Raw genomic sequence first — 16999 nt, 5'->3', positions numbered from 1 at the left:
CTTCGGGGAAGGTGTTGCCTGCTGGCAGGAACCCGCTAGTTGGCGGAGATCTGGCGCAGCACGTACTGCAGGATGCCGCCGTTGCGGTAGTAGTCCGCTTCACCAGGGGTGTCGATGCGCAGCGTGGCGTCGAAGGACTTCGAGGAGCCGTCTTCGGCGGTTGCGGTGACCTTGAGGGTCTTGGGCGTGGTGCCCTCGTTCAGGGCGGTGACGCCCTCAACCGAGAAGGTCTCCGTGCCGGTCAGGCCCAGGGTCGCGGCGGATTCGCCGGCCGGGAACTGCAGCGGCAGGACGCCCATGCCGATGAGGTTGGAGCGGTGGATGCGCTCGTAGCTTTCGGCGATGACGGCCTTGACGCCCAGGAGGGCGGTACCCTTGGCTGCCCAGTCGCGGGACGATCCGGAACCGTATTCCTTGCCTGCCAGGACCACCAGCGGGGTGCCGGCTGCCTGGTAGTTCTGCGCGGCGTCGTAGACGTAGGCCTGCGGGCCGCCTTCCTGGGTGAAGTCGCGGGTGAAGCCGCCCTCGACGCCGTTCAGGATCTGGTTCTTGATGCGGATGTTCGCGAACGTGCCGCGGATCATCACCTCGTGGTTGCCACGGCGGGAACCGTAGGAGTTGAAGTCCTTGCGCTCCACGCCGTTGGCCAGCAGGTACTGGCCGGCGGGGGTGTCGGACTTGAACGAGCCTGCCGGGGAGATGTGGTCGGTGGTGACGGAATCGCCCAGCTTCAGCAGGACGCGGGCGCCGGTGATGTCCTTGACCGGCTCCGGCTGCGCCTGCATGCCCTCGAAGTACGGGGGCTTGCGGACGTACGTGGAGTTCGGATCCCAGGCGAAGGTGTCGCCGGCCGGGGTGTCCAGTGCCTGCCAGCGCTCGTCGCCGTCGAAGACGCCTTCGTAGCCCTTGGCGAACATGTCCTTGTCGATCGAGGAGTCGATGACCTGCTGGACCTCGGCCGGGTTGGGCCAGATGTCCTTCAGGAAGACGTCGTTGCCGTTCTCGTCCTTGCCCAGGGCATCGGTCTCGAAGTCGAAGTCCATGGAGCCTGCCAGGGCGTAGGCGATGACCAGCGGCGGGGAGGCCAGGTAGTTCATCTTCACGTCCGGGTTGATGCGGCCTTCGAAGTTGCGGTTGCCGGACAGGACGGCGCTCACTGCGAGGTCGTTGGCCTGGACGGCCTCGGAGATCTCGGTTTCCAGCGGGCCGGAGTTGCCGATGCAGGTGGCGCAGCCGTAGCCCACGATGTAGAAGCCGAGCTTTTCGAGGTACGGGGTGAGGCCGGACTTCTCGTAGTAGTCGGTAACCACCTTGGAGCCGGGAGCCACGGAGGTCTTGACCCACGGCTTGGCGGTGAGGCCCTTTTCGACGGCGTTGCGCGCCAGCACGGCGGCGGCCAGCATCACCGACGGGTTGGAGGTGTTGGTGCAGGACGTGATGGACGCGATGGTGACGGCGCCGTGGTCCAGTTCGAACTCGCGGCCGTCTGCCATCTTGACCGGGACGGGGTTGGAGATGCGGCCGGCGGAGCCGTGGCCTGCGGAGAACTTCGGCGGTTCGCGGTCAGTGTCCGAGACGTGGGTTGCACCGGTGGTGAAAGACGGGGCGTCGGAGGCCGGGAAGGTCTCTTCGAGCGATTCGTCCAGGGTGCCCGCGTTGGCGTCGTGGGAGACGTAGTTCTTGAGGTCGTGGCGGAACTCGTCCTTGGCCTCGGTTAGTTCGATGCGGTCCTGCGGGCGCTTGGGGCCGGCGATGGACGGAACAACCGTGGACAGGTCCAGTTCCAGGTACTCGGAGAACTTGATGTCGCGGGAGGGATCGTGCCAGAGGCCCTGTTCCTTGGTGTAGGCCTCCACGAGCGCAACGTTCTGCTCGGACCGGCCGGTGAGGCGCAGGTAGTCCAGCGTGACGTCGTCAATGGGGAACATGGCAGCGGTGGAACCGAATTCCGGGCTCATGTTGCCGATCGTGGCGCGGTTGGCCAGCGGAACCTCGGCCACGCCCTCGCCGTAGAACTCGACGAACTTGCCCACAACGCCGTGCTTGCGGAGCATCTCGGTGATGGTCAGCACCACGTCCGTTGCGGTGGCACCGGCAGGGATGCTGCCGCTGAGCTTGAAGCCCACGACGCGCGGGATCAGCATGGACACGGGCTGGCCGAGCATTGCCGCCTCGGCTTCGATGCCGCCAACGCCCCAGCCGAGCACACCCAGGCCGTTGACCATGGTGGTGTGCGAGTCGGTGCCGACGCAGGTGTCCGGGTAGGCGCGCAGGACGCCGCCGACTTCGCGGGTCATGATGGTGCGGGCCAGGTACTCAATGTTGACCTGGTGCACGATGCCGGTTCCCGGGGGCACAACCTTGAAGTCGTCGAACGCGGTCTGGCCCCAGCGCAGGAACTGGTAGCGCTCACCGTTGCGCTGGTATTCGATCTCCATGTTGCGCTCCAGCGCGCCGGAGTTGCCGAAGGCGTCGATCTGGACGGAGTGGTCGATGACCATCTCCGCAGGTGCCAGGGGGTTGACCCGCTTGGGGTCGCCGCCCAGTTCCTTGACGGCTTCACGCATGGTCGCCAGGTCCACCACACAGGGAACACCGGTGAAGTCCTGCATGATCACGCGGGCGGGCGTGAACTGGATTTCTGTATCGGGCTCCGCGTTGGGGTCCCAGCCTGCCAGGGCGCGGACGTGATCGGCAGTGATGTTCGCGCCGTCCTCGGTCCTCAGCAGGTTTTCAAGCAATACCTTGAGGCTGAACGGAAGGTTTTCTGCACCTTCAACGGAGTTCAACCGGAAAATTTCATAGTCGGTTCCGGCTACATTAAGTTTGCCTTTTGAACCGAAGCTGTCCACAGTGCTCATCGCAGGACTCCTCTCGCAACAGTTTCATCTTTGTCGCGCGGTTGACCGCCTGCTAGTTAGGAGGCCCTAATTAGCACCGGGGCCTGAAAATTGCACACGGCCAGCCGAGAATACGGGGCGCGACGTGGGACTACTACGGCCATCGTAGTCGAAAACGCCGCCGGCATCATGGAGCCGGCGTCAGCAGCGCCACGGTCTCCAGGTGGTGGGTGTGCGGGTAGATGTCGAATGCCCGCAGCCCGGACAGCTGCCAGCCGGACTGGCGGAAGTAACCGACGTCACGCGCAAAGGACGCCGGATCGCAGGACACATAGGCAATGGCCCGGGGCCCTGCCGCCACAAGTTGGTTGACTACCGCCTTGCCGGCGCCCGCCCTGGGCGGGTCCAAAATCAGGGCATCGAAATTCCGCGGTTTTTGGCGGAGGATACGCTCCACCCGGCCCTGGACGATCTCCACCTGGGGTGCGCCGTGCAGGTTCTTGCGTGCGTCCCGGCTGGTTCCGGGTGAGCCTTCCACGGACAGGACCGAACCCGTTTCCCCTACTGCGTCGGCCAGGACCGCGGTGAAGAGTCCTGCGCCGGCGTAGAGGTCCGCCACCACTGCGCCGGGGTGGAGGAAGCCGCCGCCCTGGAGAAATTCTGTGACGGCCCCCACAAGGGTCCCGGGCGCGTCGCGGTGGATCTGCCAGAACCCTGCCCCCGTAACGCGGTACTCGTGGCCAACGGCCGTTTCCTGCACCCAGGTGCGTCCCTTGAGCTGCGTGACGTCCCCGGTGGCGGGATCGAAGGAAGCAACAGACACGTCCCCGGGCAGCTGGGCGGCGATGGCCGCGAGCCGCTTCGGCTTGGTTTCCGGCGCCGGGGCCAACAGCACCAGCGGGCGGGAACCGTTCGCGGGCGCGGCCACTTCCACCCGGTCCACACCCTGCAGGTCGAGGTCCCAGAGCCGGAGGGCGTTGATGGCGTCGGTTGCCAGGGGCATGTCGCGGACCGGGACGATATGCCCGGACCGGTGGGCGTGCATGCCCAGCTTGCCGCCGGGGGTGACCGAGAAGCTGGCGCGCGTGCGCCACCCAAGGCCGGCGCCGCCGTCGTGCGCTGCTTCCCCGCCGTCAGCATCGGCGCCTGCTGCCTCCACTTCCGTGGACAGTTCCAGGCCGGCCAGCCGGCGGAGCTGCTCGGCCAGCACCTCGGCCTTGAGGCGGCGTTGCCGGGGCAGGTGGATGTGGCCGAATTCCGCACCGCCGACCGGCGGGTGGCTGTGCTGCCATGACCGCAGCGAGTCGGCCGGGCGCCAGAAGTGCTCCACCCGGTCCGGGGACGCCTCCAGTACGTCAACAGTGTCCGCCCGCCAGAACTTTGCCTTGTCCTCCGCATCGGTGAGCCGGACACGGACTTTCTCGCCGGGGAGGGCGTGCCGGACAAAGATGACCCGGCCCTCATGCCGGGCAACGCAGTGGCCGCCGTGGGCAACGGGCCCTACGTCGACCACCGCTTCCCCGCCGACGTGCCCGGCGTCCTGGACTGTGGCTGGCGGGGTGGAGGTTTTCGCGGTCATTGCACGTCCTGCAGGTTCTTGGCTTCTTCGGATGATTTGAGCTGCCAGGGAACGCTGGCCACCATAACCCCAGGTTCAAAGTGCAGCCGTGTCTTGATGCGGAGCGCCGTCTGGTTGTGCACCAGCTGCTCCCACCACTTGCCCACCACGTATTCGGGGATGTACACCACAATAAGGTCGCGCGGGGAGTCGCGCCGCATCTGCTTGACGTACTCCATGATCGGGGTGACCGTTTCGCGGTAGGGACTGGCCAGGACGGTCAGCGGCACGGGGATCTCGAGCTTTTCCCAGTCCGCCACTGTCTGGGCTGTTTCTTCCGGGTCGATGTCCACCGTGACCGCATCCAGCCGGGACGGCCGTGATGCGCGGGCATACGCCAGCGCGCGCAGGACGGGCTTGCGCACATGGGACACCAGCAGCACGGCGTGCACCCTTGTGGGCAGGGCGCGCGGGGACGCGTCTTCGTCGACGGCCAGTTCCCTGGCCACGTTGTCGTAATGCGCCCTGATGCTCCACATGATCAGGAAGAGGATGAACATTGCCAGCAGTGCGATCCAGGCGCCCTGCTCGAACTTGGTGACCAGGACGATGACCAGCACCAGCGCCGTCATCCCGAAGCCGATGCTGTTGATGGTGCGGGACTTGAGGATGCGCCGCCGCACCGCCGTTTCCCTGGCCAGTTTGAGCTGCCGGCCCCAGTGCCGGATCATCCCCAGCTGGCTGGCGGTGAAGGAAATGAAGACGCCCACGATGTACAGCTGGATGAGTTTCGTCACGTCTGCGTTGAAGAAGATGACCAGCACCAGGGCTCCGGCGGCGAGGGCCAGGACGCCGTTGCTGAAGGCCAGCCGGTCGCCGCGGGTCCTGAGCTGGCGTGGCAGGTAGCCGTCCTGCGCCAGGATGGAGCCCAGCACCGGAAAGCCGTTGAACGCGGTGTTGGCCGCGAACACAAGGATGACGCCGGTGGCGGCCACCACGATATAGAAGGGAATGGAGCCCGGACCGAAGATGGTTTGGGCGATCTGGCTGATGGCCGGGTTCTGGATGTATCCCGCCGGCAGGGGCTGGCCGTTGAGCAGGAACTCCGTGGCCGGGTCCAGGACAATGTGGACCTTCGTGGCCTGCGCCAGGTACATGATGCCGGCGAGCATCGAAGCGCCGATGACGCCAAGCAGCAGCAGGGTGGTGGCCGCGTTCTTGCTCTTGGGCGGCCGGAAGTTGGGCACGCCGTTGCTGATCGCTTCCACGCCCGTCAGCGCTGCGGCGCCCGACGAAAACGCGCGCAGCAGCAGGAACGCGCCGGCGAGCCCCACGAGTCCTTCATCGAAGCCGGGGGCGGGGACGATGGTGAAGTCGGCGGACGGCGCCTTTCCCAGCTGGCCGGTGGCGGCCTGGAAGATGCCCACCGCCGTCATGCCCAGGATCGACGCCATGAAGATGTAGGTGGGAATGGCGAAGACGCTGCCTGCCTCCTTGACGCCGCGGAGGTTCACCAAGGCAAGGATTACGACGCCGATGCTGGCGATAACGGCCTGCTGGCCGTGGAGTGCCGGGACGGCTGTGGTGAGGTACGTCGCGGCTGAGGACATGGACACTGCAACCGTCAGGACGTAGTCCACCAGCAGGGCGGACGCCACCGTGAGCCCGGCATACTTGCCCAGGTTTTCCCCGGCGATCTCGTAGTCGCCGCCGCCGGAGGGGTAGGCGTGGACGTTCTGCCGGTAGGAGGCCACCACCGTGAGCAGGACCACCATGACTGCCAGGCCCACCCATGGGGAGAAGGCCACCGCGCTGACGCCGGCCAGCGCCAGGGTCAGCAGGATTTCGTCCGGCGCGTAGGCCACGGAGGAGAGGGCGTCGGACGCGAACACCGGGAGTGCGATCTTCTTGGGTAGCAGTGTGTGGGCCATTCGGTCGTTCCGGAACGGCCTGCCCACCAGCACGCGTTTGACGGCGTTCAGTATTGTCAGCACCACACAAAGCTAGTCCGATTCCCCGGTGATGTCATGACGGCCCCTTGACAACTTCCGGCGCGCGCTGTGGCGGTAGAGTTCTAGCTGCACAACCCTGCGCAGGAGGACAGAGGAGATACGGTGGCGCATTTCGTGATCATGGGATGTGGCCGGGTGGGGGCGACGCTGGCGCACACGCTGGAGGACGCCGGGCATTCCGTGGCCATCATCGACCAGGACGACCGCGCCTTCCGCCGCCTGCGGCAGGGCTTCACCGGGCGCAAGGTGACGGGCGTCGGCTTTGACCGCGACACCCTCATGCAGGCCGGAGTGGCTGAAGCCTATGCGTTTGCCGCGGTATCCAGCGGCGACAACTCGAACATCCTTGCCACCCGCGTGGCACGCGAGACATTCCACGTCCCGCACGTGGTGGCCCGCATCTACGATCCCGGCCGGGCGGAGATTTACCAGCGCCTTGGCATCCCGACGGTGGCGGCGGTCAGGTGGAGCGCAGACCAGGTGCTGCGCCGCATCCTTCCCGAGCAGCACCTTGCCGGGGATTTCCGTGAGCCGTCCGGCCGCCTGGTCCTGGCCGAACTTGACCTTGATGCGGGCTGGATCGGGCACCGCATCAGCACCATCGAGCAAGCGGCCGACGTGCGCGTGGCCTACCTCACCCGTTTCGGTGAGGGCATCCTGCCTGGGGCGGGAACCGCGTACCAGGACGGCGATACCGTGCACGCCATGCTGCAGGTGGACCGCAGCTCCGAGGTCGCCCAGATTCTGGCCAAAGCCCCCGCCAAGGAGTTGCAGTGAAAGTCGTTATTGTCGGCGCCGGAAGCGTCGGATCGTCGATTGCCAGGGAACTGCTGGCGCACAAGCATGAAATCCTGCTGATTGACCTCAAACCGGAAGTAATCGGACGGAGCGGACTCCGGGGCGCGCACTGGCTGGTGGGTGACGCGTGCGAGTTGAGCACGCTTCAGGGCGCCAAGGTGGAGGAGGCGGACGTGGTGGTCTCCGCCACGGGTGACGACAAGGTCAACCTGGTGGTGTCCCTGCTGGCAAAGACTGAATTCGGCGTTGGCCGGACGGTTGGCCGGGTGAACAATCCAAAGAACGACTGGATGTTCAACGATGCCTGGGGCGTGGACGTGGCAGTGAATACGCCGCAGCTCATGACGGCGCTGGTAGAGGAAGCCGTGGAAATCGGCGACCTGGTCCGGCTCCTCACCCTCCAGACAGGGGTGTCCTCGCTGGTCGAATTCACCGTCCCGCACGATTCCCACGTCATCGGCCAGACGGTCGGCCAGATCCGCTGGCCGGAGGACGCAACCCTGGTGGCTATCCTGCGGGACCATGCACCCATCACCCCCAGCCGTGACGACGTCATCGACGGCGGGGACGAACTGTTTTTCGTCACCACCATCGCGGCGGAAGACCACCTGCGTGCGCTGCTGTCACGGGACGCCGCCGAATCCAGGAACGATACGGCCCAGGAAGGCGGGGTCCCTGCCAGTGCGGGGAGACTGGAGCAGCAGGCCCTGGAGGACGACGGTTTCGACGGGTAACCGTCAGCCCTTCGGCGCCGCTTCGTCCCCAGTCAGGTCCGTAGCCGGTGCCGGCCGGGTCACCAGCCAGGCGATCCAGACGCCCAGGATGTAGAGCGGTGCGCCCATGAGCAGCCGGGTGGTGGCCAGTGCGGCCAGGCCGTCCGGACCCATCAGGTACAGCGGAACCTGCACGATCAGCCGCAGCGCCAGGACCGCAACGATGATCCAGGTGCCCAGCCGGTAGGCCTTGAGGCGTGCGGGGTCCTTGCGCCAGTCCAGGCCCTCGTTGCGGATGAACCCGAACAGCAGGCCTGCCACCGGCCACTTGACCAGGATGGACGTCACCATGGCGACGATGTACGCGGCGTTGGTGAAGAAGCCGGGAAGGTAGAAGTCCTCGGCTTTCCCGGTGGTGTTGGCCAGCCAGGCGGAAATCCCGACGCCGGCCACACCGGCGAGTGCCTGGGTCAGGGGCCGGCGCTGGATGAGGCGCACCACCGTGAAGATCGCAGCGGCCGCCAGGGCTGCAACCAGGGAGGGGGTGAGGTCCCGGGTGATGGTGAAGGTAATCAGGAATACCAGGCCGGGCAGGATGCTTTCGGCGATGCCCTGGACTCCCCCGGCGCTTCGCAGGACGTCCACGCGGCCGTCGTGTGTCCTGTGCAGCCCGGCTTTGGCGGCATACTCCGCAGCGAGGCCGGCCACCGGCGAAGGATTCATACCCGCCCGCGCGTCCCGTTCCGGGCCGCCGTCTTCCGGGCGGGATGCTCCGGGCGGCTGGTTGGGCTGCGAGGCGGTCATTCGTTCTCCTGACGTGCAAGTATTTCGTAGCGGGGATTAAACATGGTGGGCATGCCGGCGTTGCGGGACAGCATCCCTTCGAGCCGCAGTTCGGTGCCTGCCTCGATACCGGGCACCTGCCTGCGTCCCAGCCACACGACGCGGATCCTTGTCCGTGTGCTTGTGTTGCTACCGCGGCGTGCGGGATCGGAATCAGAGACGATGGCACTGAAGGCCGCGCTCCGGTCCGCCGGGACATAGGTGATGGATTCGATCCGCCCCTGGCAGGACACCCTGCCCTTGGCCGGAAGCTCGTTGAAAGGGGTGGGGCGGGGACCGCGCCGGGCTGCTCCGCCCGGCACGGGCTCAGCCGATCTGTGTGATTTCCGGACCACGTTCAGGCTCCTGCAGGCGGGGAGCAGCCGGCGGAGGGGTTGCGGTCGCCTCCTTGGGAAGGCGCAGCTGGAGGAGGTCGCGCGGCGGCATGGGGCTGTCACCACGGACCACCACAACCTGCCGGAACAGTGCCTCGAGGGGTTCTGCCGCCTCGCGTTCCAGTGCCGCGGGTCCGCCCAGGACGCCGCGAAGGAACCAGCGCGGGCCGTCGACGCCTATGAAGCGTGCCACCCGGTATCCCTGGCTGCCGTCCGGGAGGCCCGCGGGAAGCTTCGCCACAAGCTCTGTGCCGAATCCACCTTCAATTTCTTCAACCTGGCCGCCCTGGGCGCCTACGGACTGGCCGATCTGCCCCCGGATCTCGTCCCAGAGCTCTTCCGTCTTGGGAGCGGCGAAGGCCTGGAGCTGGAGGCTGGAACCGTTGAGGTCCATGGTCACCGCCACCACGCGCTGGGTTGCCTCTTCCACTTCAAGGCGCAGCTGCAAACCTTCACTGGGCGTGATCAGGAGCGCACCGAGGTCAACGTAGCCGTCACGGCTGGTGATCTCGGACTCGTCATAGGGACCGTTGGCACGGCGGCCGGCGCCGTCCGCCACCGCTTCCGCGGGATCCGGGGCGGCCAGCTCTTCATCCGGTTCGGCTGCCTGTTCCTTCTTGGCTTTCCTGCCGAGCCCAAAGACCATGAGGGTGTCTCCTTTGTTGTGAAAGTTCCGGTCCGGCCCAAGGAGGCCCCGCCGTCGTGCTTGTGCTTTCCGCCGGCAGGAAGGGCCGGCGAAGTTGTCCGCCTAGGGAAGGGTGAAACCGCCGGTGGAACCGAACCCGCCCGTTCCGCGCACGGACCCGCTCAATTCGGTGACGGGGACGAACTGCGCATGTTCCACGCGCTGGATGACCATTTGGGCAATTCTATCGCCGCGGCGCAGCTCTATGGGCTGGCTGGAGTCGGTGTTCAGGAGCGTGACGGCAATTTCCCCGCGGTAGCCTGCGTCCACGGTTCCGGGCGCGTTAACGATTGTGAGGCCGTGCTTGGTGGCAAGCCCGGAGCGGGGGTGGATCAGGGCCACGAAGCCGTAGGGCAGTGCGATCGATACCCCGGTAGGAACCAGCTTGCGCTCGCCCGGCTGCAGGACAACATCTTCGCGCGCGCGAAGGTCTGCGCCGGCGTCGCCGGGATGGGCGTAGGAGGGCGGTTCCAGACCTGAATCCAGCATCTTCAGCTGGACCTGGAGCGTGGGGGCGTGGTCCTCTATGGCCACGGGTGCATCGCCGGGGGCAGTGTTGAGCGTGGCGGGTTGATCAGTCACAGTCATTCACTCTAACCCGCGCGGGCTTCACGGGCATCAGCCAAGATGAAATAGCCAGGCAAAGGTGGAAAGCTGGGCCTATGCCCGAATCAAGCTCCGCTGCGCCCGTTCCAAATTCGCCGTCCACGGGAGCACAGGTCATATACAGGGAAAAGCTCTGGCCCAATGTTTGGATCTGGATCATCGCGGCCGGGATTTCGGGCGCCGGCATCCTGGTGTTCGCCCCCATCAGCGCGGCCGCTGGATTCACGGCCGCCGCAGTGCTTTTTGCCATCATTGCCGTACTCCTGGTGCTCTCCACGCCGGGCATCGTGGTTACCCAGGATGCCCTGACCCTAGGACGCGCCACTATCGAGCGCAGGTTCCTTGGCGCCGTCGAGCAGTTTCGGGGCGAAGAAGCAACGGCTGAACGCGGGACCAGGCTCAACGGTCTGGCCTACCTCTGCATCCGCGGCTGGATAGATCCCGTGGTGAAGATCGAGATCACCGACCCCGCGGACCGGACGCCGTACTGGCTCGCCTCCACCCGGCACCCGGACAAGCTGGCAGCAGCTTTGGTCCGCAGCTAGCCGCATGGTTACCCCGCTGCAGTTCCCCCTCACTTCCACAAACCCCTGTGCAGCCCTGAAACCCCTAAGGCGCAGCCCTGAAAATCGCGGCACGCCCGGTCCCTTGAGCCAAAACAGGACCGCCGGGTGGCAGAGTTTCGATTGATAGTAATGCCAGGGTGGAGGATTGTATGCAGGATCTACGGCTTGTGGGCGTGCACGACGACGGGACGCACCTCCTGTTGAGCGGTGCCGGCGGCGAGATGTTCCAGCTGCCGATCGACGAAGCCCTGAGGACAGCCAGCAGGTCGACGGCCAAGCCTCCTGCGGTTGCCCGGCCCGCCGTTCCCATGTCCCCCCGCGACATCCAGGCCCGTATCCGTGCCGGCGCCACAGCATCGGAGGTGGCCGAACTGTCCGGCCTGCCGCTGGCAAAGGTTGAGCGTTACGAGGGCCCGGTCCTTGCGGAGCGGGAATACGTGGCGCAGCAGGCACGCAAGGTGGAGGTCGCTTCCCCCTCCCCCGGCCACGACATCTACCGGGCAGCTTTCGGCGACAACGCAGCCACACTGGATGACATGGTGGCGCACCGGCTCTCCGCGCATGGCATCGACCCTTCCACTGTCGAGTGGGATTCCTGGCGGCGGCAGGACGGCACATGGACCGTGTCGGCCAGCTTCGAAGCCAAGAGCGGTGGCACCCCCGGCATTGGCGAGGAGCCACCGGCTCTGTGGATCTTCAACCCTTCAAGGAAGTCGCTGCACAACTCCAACCGCTGGGCACAGCAACTGAGTGAACTGGAGCCGCTGGACGGTCCAGTTCCGGCCCGCCGGCTCTCAGCTGTTTCGGACCGGCCGTTCGACTTCGAGACCGACGCCGACGCCGGGCACCCCGCCGACCAGACCGCCGGCAAGGAAGCCGACGGACTCCTTGACATGCTGCGCTCCCGCCGTGGACAGCGGCTGGGCGTTGATGAGGATTCCGACGACGCCCTCGCACTGCTGCTGACCCATGGCGTTCCGGCGGCCCACCCCCGCCCGTCCGAGGTCATTCCCGAGCAGGAGGAGCCGGAACCGGAAGCCGAACCTCGCGAAGAAACCAGCCAGGCACCGGCGGCCAAGGGTGATTCTTTCATCCGCCGGCGCGACGCCCGGCCCTCCATGCTCTCCAGGCTGAGCGTTATCCCGCCCTACCGCGACCCCGCCGAAGAAGCACTGCGGCTTCACGACGGCGTCAGCACCAACACGCGCGAGATCACCATCGTCGCGTCCCCCGCACGCCCTTCGGCTGCCGCTGATACCGAACCAGCCGCCGGAGCAAAAGCTACCCCCTCGACGGATACGGGAACGTCGCCCGGCGCCTCTTCGGGTGCCGGACTGAACGAGTTGCTGGGCGGAGCCGCCCGGCGCAGGGCAACCCGGCATGATGACAGCCCACCAGTCACAGGCCAACTGCCTGAGACGGAGGCCCCGGAGCGGCAGCCTTCGCGGCCCAAGCGCTCGAGCGTCCCGTCCTGGGACGAGATCGTTTTCGGAACCCGCGGCGACTAACACCGGCAACGAAACTGCCCGAACCGGCGGCAACGCCAATGCAGATCCATTGCCACTACCCAGTCCTTGAAGGTTTTGGGGCGGGATTATGGGTGGTGTTGCCAAGGATTTATCTGCAGGGCAAGCTCACGCCCGGCAGCCTCATCCTGATTGCCGCGCGCCCGGTGCGGTTTGACGTCGGTCAGCCCGGGTGGCCAGTGGGGTGGTTCCCAGTCCTGGTGTTCGCTGGTGTAGTGGCGTCCGGCCGGTGAGGTCCAGCCGGGTGGTTGGTTTTTGGTGGCGGGGGTGGGTTTCCAGGTGCTGGTGTGTTTCAGACGGTGGTGCTTGGGGCAGGGCTGGGCGAGGTTGGTGATTCCGGTGGTTCCGCCGTGATGCCAGGCCAGCAGGTGGTCGGCTTCGTTGTCGAGGGAGTGGTTGCTGCAGCCGGGAAACGGGCAGGTGCCGTCCCGGAGCCTGAGCCAGCGGCGCATCGCTTCGGGGATCCGGTAGCTCTTGCGCCCGATTTCCAGCGGCGCCCCGTCCCTGGGATCGACCAGGACCCGGTAAAACGAGTCCGCCCCGCCGGCGACGAGTCTGCGTGCCATCGACGCCGGGATCGGGCCGTGCCCGTCCAGCACCGCCGGTTCCTCCGTGGCGCCCAGGAGCGAGAAGACCGGCACGGTGACGAGCACCTGCGCCCGCGGCACCGGCGGCCCGGCCAGAGTGGTGCCGGGTTCGAGCACGTGAGGGCCGGCAGAGGCAGCGCGGTGGCCGGTTGTGTCGTTCTGCGCGTCAGCGTTGGGGGCGTGTCCGGTGGTGAGGAGGGCTGTGGCGCCGATGTCTGCCATGAGTTGTGGCAGGGTGCGGGGTTCGTTGGGTCCCTGCAGTCCGCGGGCCAGGGCCCGGGTCCGGTTCCAGGCCGCGTTGGCCTGGTCCGCCGGCAGGTAGATGGAGATCCAGGCCATCGCGTCCCGGTCCGGGGCGTATTCCATCCGCCGGGCCGCGACACTCCTGGCGTGGCGCTTTTCAATCAGGTCCGGGTGGTGGCGTTCCCGCCACGCGCGCACCTTCGGCCGCAACCTCGCCGGCGCCAGCACCCCCGCAATGCCACCAGGTCCGGCGCCCGGCGCATCCGGGTCCAGGAAGTGCTGTTCCAGGGCTGTAGTGGCGGCAGGGTCCAGGCCCGTGGTCTCATCAACCAGGACCCTGGTGTTCTGCCACGACACCTCCCCGGCCCGCAACGCGTCCAACACCGCAGGCAAGGAACTGGTCAGCACCTGGGCTTCACCGATCAGGGTACTGGCGGCGCGTTCACCGATGGTCAGGACGCGGGCGACCTCGGCCACTGACGCCATCTGGCGGCCCTTGGCCCATTCCGGACCGGCCGCCGGGTCCTCCATCGCGGCGACGGCACCGACGTGCCCGTCGACCAGCAGTACCTTCAGCGCGGCAGCGGCGGCCTCAAGCTTGCGCTGGACCGCCAAACCGTCCAGGCAGTCATCGGCGAACACCCGCAACGGATCACCACCACCGGCCAGAGCATCAGAAGAACCCGCAGGGCTACCGGCAACAAGGCGGGCGAGCTCATTCACGAAACCAGCCACCGACGCAACAGCAGCCAGAATCCCCGCCCTGCCTCCCACGCCCGAGGTCGCCTCGCTCCCGGCTGCTTCGCTGTCCATACCCCAAGCATGCCAACAGGGTCCGACAAAACCCGGTCAGAGCCGGAATCACGGGAACTAGGGTTTCGACAGCGAACTCACTAAGCGGGTTCGACAAACTTAGTCGGTACCCGGCCCTGTTTCGCCTCCGTTGGCACCCTGCCACAGGCAGGCGTCCACTTCGAAAGGCAGCAGCTGGTCCTGCTCGGCCATCAGGTTGGCGCCGTGGGCCGTGACCCGGCGCATGTAGTGGCGCCGGCACAACGTCTCGTACCCCACGACGGGTACATGGCCGATTCCAGCGGAGGCCGAAGGGTCCGGAGCCATATCCACGTCCCCCACCACCACCTGGGCACCCTCGGTGACCATGACGCCGTCGACCGTCCTCGCGTTGTGCGTGGCGCGCCGCCCGCACCAGCACAGCGCCTCCACCTGCAGCACCTGGACCCGGTCAGCCAGCTCAATCAGCCGCTGGGACCCGGGGAACAGCCGGGTGCGGAAGTCTGCGGTGATGCCGAACGCGAAGACGTCCACGTCGATCTCGTCGACGACTTTCGCGAGCTGCTCCACCTGCTCCGGGGAGTAAAACTGTGCTTCGTCGCAGATGAGGTAGTCAACGCGCTGCCCCTGGGTGCGCCGGCGCATGACTTCCTCCCAGAAGTCGGTGCTGTCCTCCACCTCCACGGCGTCCTTCTGAAGGCCCAACCGGCTGGAGATGCGGGACCCGCCCGCACGGTCGTTCCGGCTGAAACGGACCCCGCCGCGCCCCCTCGCCCGGTGGTTGTGGTCCATCTGCAGTGCGAGCGTGGACTTGCCGCAGTCCATGGTGCCGGAGAAGAAGACGAGTTCAGCCACGCCGCGGCCCCTTGCCGGCCGCCGTAAAGCAGAGCAGCGGAACCTCGCGTTCAGCCTTGGTCAGCGAGCCGTGCTGGCCCACCACCTCCATAGCCGTGGGGCGGCTGCGCCGCGTGTCGTAGAGCGCCAGGCTGTCTCTGGCTGCAATCATCACATCGCCAATTCGGCCTTCGACGGCGGGACGTACCGGTCCGAACAGGCCTGCGGACAGTGCGTCCTCCCGGGTGAATGCCCAGATCCTGCCGCCGAACCGCGCGCGCCAGGATGCCAGGACGCGCTCCCGGACAGTGGCGTCCGCGCCGTCCTCAAGGTACAGGTGCACCATCCGCGGCTCACCTGCTGTGTGCCGGACACCGTCCACCAAGGCGGGATCGGCGGCAAAGTCGATGCGGTGCTGCTCCGGCACATCAAGCATCCCGTGGTCGGCGGTCAGCAGGATGGTGGTGCCTGCAGGCAGCGACGCGTGTAGCCGTTTCAGGGTGGCGTCCAGTTCCTCGAGCTGGTGCTCCCACTGCTCCGACTGGCAGCCGTACCGGTGCCCCGCCTTGTCCAGCTCGTTGACGTAGAAGTACATCAGCGACCGCCCGGAATCAGCCATGGCTTTAGCCGCCGCTTCGGTGCGCGCGTGGGCCGTCATTCCGGACACGAACCGTCCTCCGCGCAGGGCCGCACGGGTCATGGGCGAGTTGCCGAACTGCGGCAGGCTGATGGTGGTGACGTCCACGTGTTCCGCGGCACGCTCCAGCACAGTGGGGAACGGCTGCCACGCTTCCGGATCCACCGCCGGATCCCAGTTGCCCAGCAGGTTGACCACCTTGTCCTGCCCCGGATCGAGCACGTCGTAGCCCACCATTCCGTGCTGCCCGGGCGGCATTCCGGTTCCGAAGCTCGAGAGGGCAGCCGCCGTCGTCGAGGGAAACGCGGAGTCCAGCCAGACGGGGACCTCGCCCTGCCCGGCCTGGATGACCGTGCGCAGGAAGGGCGTGTGCGCCGTCTTCTGCTTCAGCAGGTTCCGGCCCAGGCCGTCGGCCAGGACCACGCAGACGCGGGAGGCTTCCGGCAGGCCAAGGGTATTGGAAAAGCCGTCGACGCCGAGGCTGGCCGCGGCGCTGGTGAGTACTTCGGCCACCGAGCGCCGGCCATAGGCCGGAGCGGGAGGCAAGCCGGTTGCCTGGCTGGCGGGGGCAGCGGGGATGCTGGGGGCCGGGTGCCGTTCTTCCGGCATCAGCGCTGCTGGTGGCCGCGGCTCAGCCGGGTACCGAAGACGCCGGCGCGGGGCCGCGGCGGCATTGACTGTGCGTGCGCCACCGGACTGCTGGAGCCGGTGTTCACGGCGCGCAGCGCGCGGGCGAAAAGCTTTGCGTCCTGGACGGCCTGCAGCCCGTCGGCCTCAGCACTGATGCGCAGGACGATGTCCTCCTGCGCAATGGTTCCGGTGTAGCCGTGGTCCGCCTCGCACTGCGGATCACCGCAGCTGGCCGGGCCCATGTCCAGCCGCTGCCCGCCGGACCACGCGATGGACAGCGTCAGTTCGCGGACAGGATCGGAGGGCTTGTAGTTCTGCGGCTGCGAATACATGTAGCTGAGGACCACGGAACGGATCTGTGCCACGGGCACGGACTCCGTGGAGATCTGCGCGACGATCTGCTCGCCGGCATCGTCGAGTTGCTGGTCGTCGACGTGCGTGATCACCAGCATGTCCGACGTCAGCACCAGCACCGTGATGTGGCGGCGGACCTCGGCCCGGTCGAAGTGGGTTTCCAGATGCACAAGGTGGGCGACGCAGTCGCGGCCGTCGAGGGCATCATCCACGACGTCGGCGACGAGGCGCGGGTAGAAGCCCGCCTTTTGCAGCGCGCCTTCCAGGGTCAGACCCTGCGAAGTGTGGCTGTGTGAGCTGTTGTGGCGGACTGCCTGGTTTTCGTTGCCGGGCGTTTCGGGTGCCGAAGCGGGAGGCTGAGAGCTCATGAGCCCATTTTCACAGATCGCCCGCTTACTTTG

At 66.9% G+C, this 16999-nt stretch carries 15 protein-coding genes; 4 read left to right on the top strand and 11 right to left on the bottom strand.

The annotated features are described in order from the left end of the window. Positions 1-35: 35 nt before the first annotated feature. From ACLH0K_RS07780 to ACLH0K_RS07770, 3 genes are all read right to left on the bottom strand, one after another. A complete protein-coding gene (locus tag ACLH0K_RS07780) occupies positions 36-2861 on the bottom strand; it encodes an aconitate hydratase (protein ID WP_411376216.1) in 2826 nt (941 codons plus the stop codon). A gap of 166 nt (positions 2862-3027) precedes the next feature. Further along, complete coding sequence (locus ACLH0K_RS07775) at positions 3028-4419, bottom strand: class I SAM-dependent RNA methyltransferase (protein ID WP_411376215.1); 1392 nt, start codon at positions 4417-4419, stop codon at positions 3028-3030. Then, positions 4416-6392, bottom strand: coding sequence for an APC family permease (locus ACLH0K_RS07770; RefSeq protein ID WP_411376214.1), 1977 nt, complete (start codon positions 6390-6392; stop codon positions 4416-4418). The genes ACLH0K_RS07775 and ACLH0K_RS07770 overlap by 4 nt, the downstream gene beginning before the upstream one ends. A gap of 120 nt (positions 6393-6512) precedes the next feature. On the opposite strand from ACLH0K_RS07770, the gene ACLH0K_RS07765 reads away from it, so the two are divergent. Both ACLH0K_RS07765 and ACLH0K_RS07760 read left to right on the top strand, forming a co-directional pair. Further along, positions 6513-7187 carry a potassium channel family protein gene (locus ACLH0K_RS07765; RefSeq protein WP_411376213.1) on the top strand — a complete coding sequence of 225 codons (675 nt, stop codon included), beginning with the start codon at positions 6513-6515 and terminating at the stop codon, positions 7185-7187. Beyond that, positions 7184-7942: a potassium channel family protein gene (locus tag ACLH0K_RS07760; RefSeq protein ID WP_411376212.1), complete on the top strand. Its 759-nt coding sequence runs from the start codon at positions 7184-7186 to the stop codon at positions 7940-7942. Before ACLH0K_RS07765 ends, ACLH0K_RS07760 begins: the two co-directional genes overlap by 4 nt. Positions 7943-7945: 3 nt before the next feature. Here the strand turns inward: ACLH0K_RS07760 and ACLH0K_RS07755 are convergent, their stop codons facing one another. The 4 genes from ACLH0K_RS07755 to dut all read right to left on the bottom strand — a co-directional run bounded on the left by ACLH0K_RS07755 (position 7946) and on the right by dut (position 10405). Further along, positions 7946-8725 carry a DUF3159 domain-containing protein gene (locus ACLH0K_RS07755; protein ID WP_411376211.1) on the bottom strand — a complete coding sequence of 260 codons (780 nt, stop codon included), beginning with the start codon at positions 8723-8725 and terminating at the stop codon, positions 7946-7948. After that, positions 8722-9066, bottom strand: coding sequence for a hypothetical protein (locus tag ACLH0K_RS07750; protein WP_411376210.1), 345 nt, complete (start codon positions 9064-9066; stop codon positions 8722-8724). Before ACLH0K_RS07750 ends, ACLH0K_RS07755 begins: the two co-directional genes overlap by 4 nt. A gap of 4 nt (positions 9067-9070) precedes the next feature. Beyond that, on the bottom strand, positions 9071-9784 hold the full coding sequence (locus ACLH0K_RS07745) for a DUF3710 domain-containing protein (RefSeq protein WP_411376209.1): 714 nt from the start codon (positions 9782-9784) through the stop codon (positions 9071-9073). A gap of 102 nt (positions 9785-9886) precedes the next feature. After that, on the bottom strand, positions 9887-10405 hold the full coding sequence (dut, locus tag ACLH0K_RS07740; RefSeq protein WP_411376208.1) for a dUTP diphosphatase: 519 nt from the start codon (positions 10403-10405) through the stop codon (positions 9887-9889). Between the two features lie 80 nt (positions 10406-10485). Between dut and ACLH0K_RS07735 the strand changes: the two genes are divergently transcribed. Further along, positions 10486-10974 carry a DUF3093 domain-containing protein gene (locus ACLH0K_RS07735; protein WP_411376207.1) on the top strand — a complete coding sequence of 163 codons (489 nt, stop codon included), beginning with the start codon at positions 10486-10488 and terminating at the stop codon, positions 10972-10974. 170 nt (positions 10975-11144) lie between these two features. Continuing rightward, positions 11145-12503: a septation protein SepH gene (sepH, locus tag ACLH0K_RS07730; RefSeq protein ID WP_411376206.1), complete on the top strand. Its 1359-nt coding sequence runs from the start codon at positions 11145-11147 to the stop codon at positions 12501-12503. 86 nt (positions 12504-12589) lie between these two features. On the opposite strand, the gene ACLH0K_RS07725 is transcribed toward sepH, so the two are convergent. From ACLH0K_RS07725 to ACLH0K_RS07710, 4 genes are all read right to left on the bottom strand, one after another. Next, entirely contained in the window at positions 12590-14164 is a 1575-nt protein-coding gene (locus tag ACLH0K_RS07725) for a DUF222 domain-containing protein (RefSeq protein WP_411376205.1), read from the bottom strand. 99 nt (positions 14165-14263) lie between these two features. Beyond that, on the bottom strand, positions 14264-14998 hold the full coding sequence (locus ACLH0K_RS07720; RefSeq protein ID WP_411376204.1) for a thymidine kinase: 735 nt from the start codon (positions 14996-14998) through the stop codon (positions 14264-14266). Further along, positions 14991-16223 (bottom strand): alkaline phosphatase family protein, encoded by a 1233-nt coding sequence (locus ACLH0K_RS07715; protein WP_411376203.1) that lies wholly within the window; start codon positions 16221-16223, stop codon positions 14991-14993. Before ACLH0K_RS07715 ends, ACLH0K_RS07720 begins: the two co-directional genes overlap by 8 nt. Beyond that, entirely contained in the window at positions 16223-16966 is a 744-nt protein-coding gene (locus ACLH0K_RS07710; RefSeq protein ID WP_138136049.1) for a DUF5998 family protein, read from the bottom strand. The genes ACLH0K_RS07715 and ACLH0K_RS07710 overlap by 1 nt, the downstream gene beginning before the upstream one ends. Between the last annotated feature and the right edge of the window lie 33 nt (positions 16967-16999).

Source organism: Arthrobacter sp. MPF02 (assembly GCF_046605375.1).
GTDB lineage: Bacteria > Actinomycetota > Actinomycetes > Actinomycetales > Micrococcaceae > Arthrobacter.
Note: the sequence above shows the minus strand (reverse complement) of the source record. Positions and strands in the feature narration are given on the sequence as shown.